This is a genomic window from Henriciella sp., assembly GCF_049649345.1.
GTDB lineage: Bacteria > Pseudomonadota > Alphaproteobacteria > Caulobacterales > Hyphomonadaceae > Henriciella.
On sequence record NZ_JBARZC010000200.1, the window covers coordinates 1 to 3,999 of the forward strand.

3 protein-coding genes and 1 pseudogene are annotated in these 3,999 nt (G+C 62.5%); all 4 read left to right on the top strand.

Annotation, left to right across the window (positions count from 1 at the left end; translation table 11 throughout):
- Nucleotides 1-448: pseudogene (locus tag WA989_RS04975) on the top strand (alpha/beta fold hydrolase BchO); the annotation flags it as partial.
- 58 nt (nucleotides 449-506) lie between these two features.
- On the top strand, nucleotides 507-1,802 hold the full coding sequence (locus WA989_RS04980) for a DUF3422 family protein (protein WP_424339404.1): 1,296 nt from the start codon (nucleotides 507-509) through the stop codon (nucleotides 1,800-1,802).
- A 41-nt stretch (nucleotides 1,803-1,843) separates the two neighbouring features.
- A complete protein-coding gene (gene crtI / locus WA989_RS04985) occupies nucleotides 1,844-3,373 on the top strand; it encodes a phytoene desaturase family protein (protein ID WP_424339405.1) in 1,530 nt (509 codons plus the stop codon).
- On the top strand, nucleotides 3,354-3,999 hold a 646-nt coding region (locus WA989_RS04990), incomplete at its 3' end, for a phytoene/squalene synthase family protein (RefSeq protein ID WP_424339406.1). The genes crtI and WA989_RS04990, both read left to right, overlap by 20 nt.

Here is a 3,999-nt window from a genome sequence, read left to right on the forward strand (position 1 = left end):
GATGCAGACGATTGCGCCTGCGATTGCGAAAGCGGCGACGTTTGGCGGCGTGGCGGCCTGGATGGTGTCGCGCAATTCGGCGAGCCGGGCGCAGGTCCGCCGCCTGGTCACGAATATCGGCTCGGACCCGGACAGGGTGGACGGCGAATCCTATTCGACCTTGCTGCGCCGACAGGGCCACGTCCAGGGCGCGCTGATGATGATGGCGCACTGGAATCTGAGCACGCTCAAACGCGATTGCGAGCGCATCCACATCCCTGCCGTCTACATCGCCGGGGCCGCTGACAAGGCCGTGCCGCCGCGAATTTCGAAAGAGGCTGCTGGACGAACCCCTCAGGGAAGCTATCTTGAGCTGGAAGCGCTTGGCCATCTGGCCCATGAGGAGGCCCCCGAGACGGTAGCAAACGTCATAAGGGGCGAATGGGACCGACTGAAAGTGAGCCAGTGAGCCCTGCCAGCGACCCGGCCAATACCGCTTCCTGGCATCAATCCGGGAGGGATCGGATATGGTAGAGCTGCCGCAGGAACACCCCAAACGGGTTGAACTCAGCAATGAAGTGCATGCGCGCCCGCCGCATCCGGTCACGGCGCCGGCGAAAATCTCCTGTATCGCGCTGACGACCGAGCGCCCGTTTCACGATGATGACCGGGCCTATGTCGAAAAGCTGACAAAGCGGTTTGGCGCCCCAGCGCCTGAGCCCGGCAAGAAATATCACAAGGTCGACATGGATGGGGTGACCCTGGTCTGGGAGCATCATACCGAATTCATGCGCTACACCGTCATCATCGAGGGCGATGCGAAGCCTTACAAGACGGCGCTGGAGGCGCTTCCGAATGACTGGCTGACCAAGATGCCGGGCCAGCTGATCAGCGCAGTGCATCTCGATCTGGTGCGCGCTTCGGACCGCGAGGAGATGATTTCGGAGGCGAAGGCCTATTTCCCCTCGCAAAGCCTGATCGGGGCGGAAGTGGCTGGCGGCCTTGGCCTGGTGGCGACGGATTTCCGCCTGCATGATGATGGTTTCAGCCGCTATATCGTGCTCGACAAGGGCATGTCGGATGCGCATTTCGGGCGGACGATCCAAAGGCTGCTCGACATCGAGACCTACCGTGTGATGGCGCTGCTGGCGCTGCCCATGGCGCAGGATCTGATCCTCAAACTGTCGGGCTGGGAGTATGGGCTGTCGCAGATAACGTCTGAAATGTCAGACCCGGAACTCGACAATGATACCGACCTGCTGGAGCAGCTGACCACGCTGCAGGCGGCGATCGAGCTTGGCTATGCGCAGAGCCAGTTCCGCTTTGGCGCGGCCTCGGCCTATTACGCGCTCGTCCAGCGGCGAACCTCCGAGCTTCGCGAATCGCGCGTCACAGACATGCAGACCTTCGCCGAATTCATTGAGCGCCGTCTCGCTCCGGCCATGCGAACGAGCAGTTCTGTCGAAGGCCGGATGCAGACGCTGTCGCAACGCGTCGACCGGGCAACGCAGCTTCTCTCGACCAAGGTGAACATCTCGCTTGAGCAGCAGAACCAGCGCCTGATGGAGAGCATGGACAAGCGCGCCGCGCTCCAGCTGCGCCTTCAGCAGACGGTGGAAGGCCTGTCGATTGCCGCGATCAGCTATTACCTGATCGGGCTGGTCAATTATGTCGCCGAAGCGATTGCCTATGGCAGTCCGGGCACCAACCCCAAGCTCATCACCGGTATCGCCGTGCCCTTTGTCCTGGGGCTGACCGCCTTCGGCGTCTGGCGCATGCGCAAGCATATCGAGAAGGAAAACCCGCCCGCCGATCGCGACTAAAGACTTGCAGAATCCGGGTGGACAGTGTTCTGTGTAAACCAATGGGTACACATGTCGATATCCGGCCCGCCGGGGTCCTGGGCGAAACGGCGCCGACTGCGCTGGTCATCGGATCGGGATTTGGCGGGCTCGCTGCGGCTGTCAGGCTCGGCGCACGCGGATACAGGGTGAAAGTCGTCGAGCGGCTGGACCAGCCCGGCGGACGGGCGCGCGTGTTCTGCCAGGACGGGTTCACCTTCGATGCCGGCCCGACCATCATCACAGCGCCCTTCCTGTTCGAAGAGCTCTGGACTCTGGCCGGTGAGCGGATGAGCGATCATGTCGAGGTCAAGCCGATCGAGGGCTTTTACGACATCCGGTTCGATGATGGCGATGTGTTCCACTATTCGGGCGACCCGGTCGCCATGCGCGCCGAAGTCGAGCGGTTTTCGCCGTCTGATGTGAAGGGCTATGAGCGCTTCATGCAGCGCTCGGCCGAGCTTTGCCGGACCGCCTTTGAAGAGATGGGGCATGTCTCCTTCGGCAATGTCGCTGACATGCTGAAAGCCGCGCCGGACATTGTCCGTTTTGGCGGGCTGAAGTCGATGTACAATATCGTGGCGAGCTACATTAAAGATGAGAAGCTGCGCGTCGTGTTCAGCTTTCACCCGCTGCTGATCGGCGGCAATCCGCTGACGGCGAGCGGGGTCTATGGGCTGATCCCGCATCTCGAGCGAGAATGGGGTGTCCACTACGCCGTTGGCGGGACAGGCGCGCTGGTGCGCGGGCTGCAGGCGCTGATCGAGCGCCAGGGCGGGTCCTTTGAATTTGGCCAGGACGTTGATGAAATCCTCGTCGAGCAGGGCAGGGCGGCCGGTGTGCGCCTCGCAGACGGGCGAAAGCTCTATTCCGATATCGTCGTCTCGAATGCCGATTCGGCGACAACCTTGCGCGATCTTCTGCCCTCATCGGCCCGCCGGCGCTGGTCGCCCAAAGCGGTCGACAAGGCGAAGATCTCGATGGGGCTGTTCGTCTGGTATTTCGGCACCAAGCGGCAGTTTCCGGAGGTCGCTCACCACACCATCCTCCTCGGTCCGCGCTATCAGGGCCTGCTCAAGGACATCTTCCAGCATCATAAACTGTCTGAGGATTTCAGCCTCTATCTGCACCGCCCGACGAGCCGCGACCCGTCTCTCGCGCCGCCTGGATGCGATGCGTTTTACGTCCTTTCGCCAGTGCCCAACCTCGAAGGCGATGTGGACTGGGCGAAGATGGCGGAGCCCTATCGCAAATCCATAGAAAAGCGGCTGTGTGAAACCGTCATGCCGGGGCTCGATGAGGCGATCATGTCGTCGCGGCTGCTGACGCCGCCCGATTTCGAGACCGATTATCGCGCCTATCGCGGCGGCGCGTTCAGTTTTGAACCGGTGCTAACGCAAAGCGCCTGGTTTCGCCCGCACAACCGGCTCGGCGCGGTTGAAAATCTGTTTCTTGTTGGCGCCGGCACGCATCCGGGCGCCGGTGTGCCCGGCGTGCTGTCTTCTGCGCGCGTCCTAGATGAGGTGGTGCCTGATGCCAGCCAGTTTGCCTGATCCGCGTGTCGGCTTCCCCCAGGATTTTGGCCATTGCCGCCGGATGATCAAGACAGGTTCGAAGAGCTTTCACTTTGCCTCGCTGATGCTGCCGGCGGACATAAGGAAGGCCGCTTTTGCCACCTATGCCTTCTGCCGGCTCGCCGATGACGAGATCGATCTCGGTAGCGACCCGGCCGCAGCGCTCGACCAGCTGTCTGAGCGCCTCGATCTCATCTATGCCGATAAGCCAGCCGACAGCCCGATCGACCGGGCCTTCTGCCATGTGGTGCGGGCCTATGATCTGCCGCGTGCGCTGCCAGAGGCGCTGCTTGAGGGTATGCGCTGGGACAGTGAGGGGCGGACCTATCAGACGCTCGATGATCTGCTTGATTATGCCGCGCGTGTGGCCGGGTCCGTCGGGGCGATGATGACGGTGCTGATGGGCAACCGCACGGGCGTCGCCGCAGCGCGGGCCTGCGACCTCGGCCTCGCCATGCAGCTGACCAATATTGCCCGCGATGTCGGGGAGGATGCGCGCGCCGGCCGGCTCTACCTGCCGCTCGACTGGATGGCAGAGGCCGGTATCGACAGACACGTGTTTCTCGCCCGGCCTATTGCTTCGGCTGCGGTGCGCGGGCTTGTGA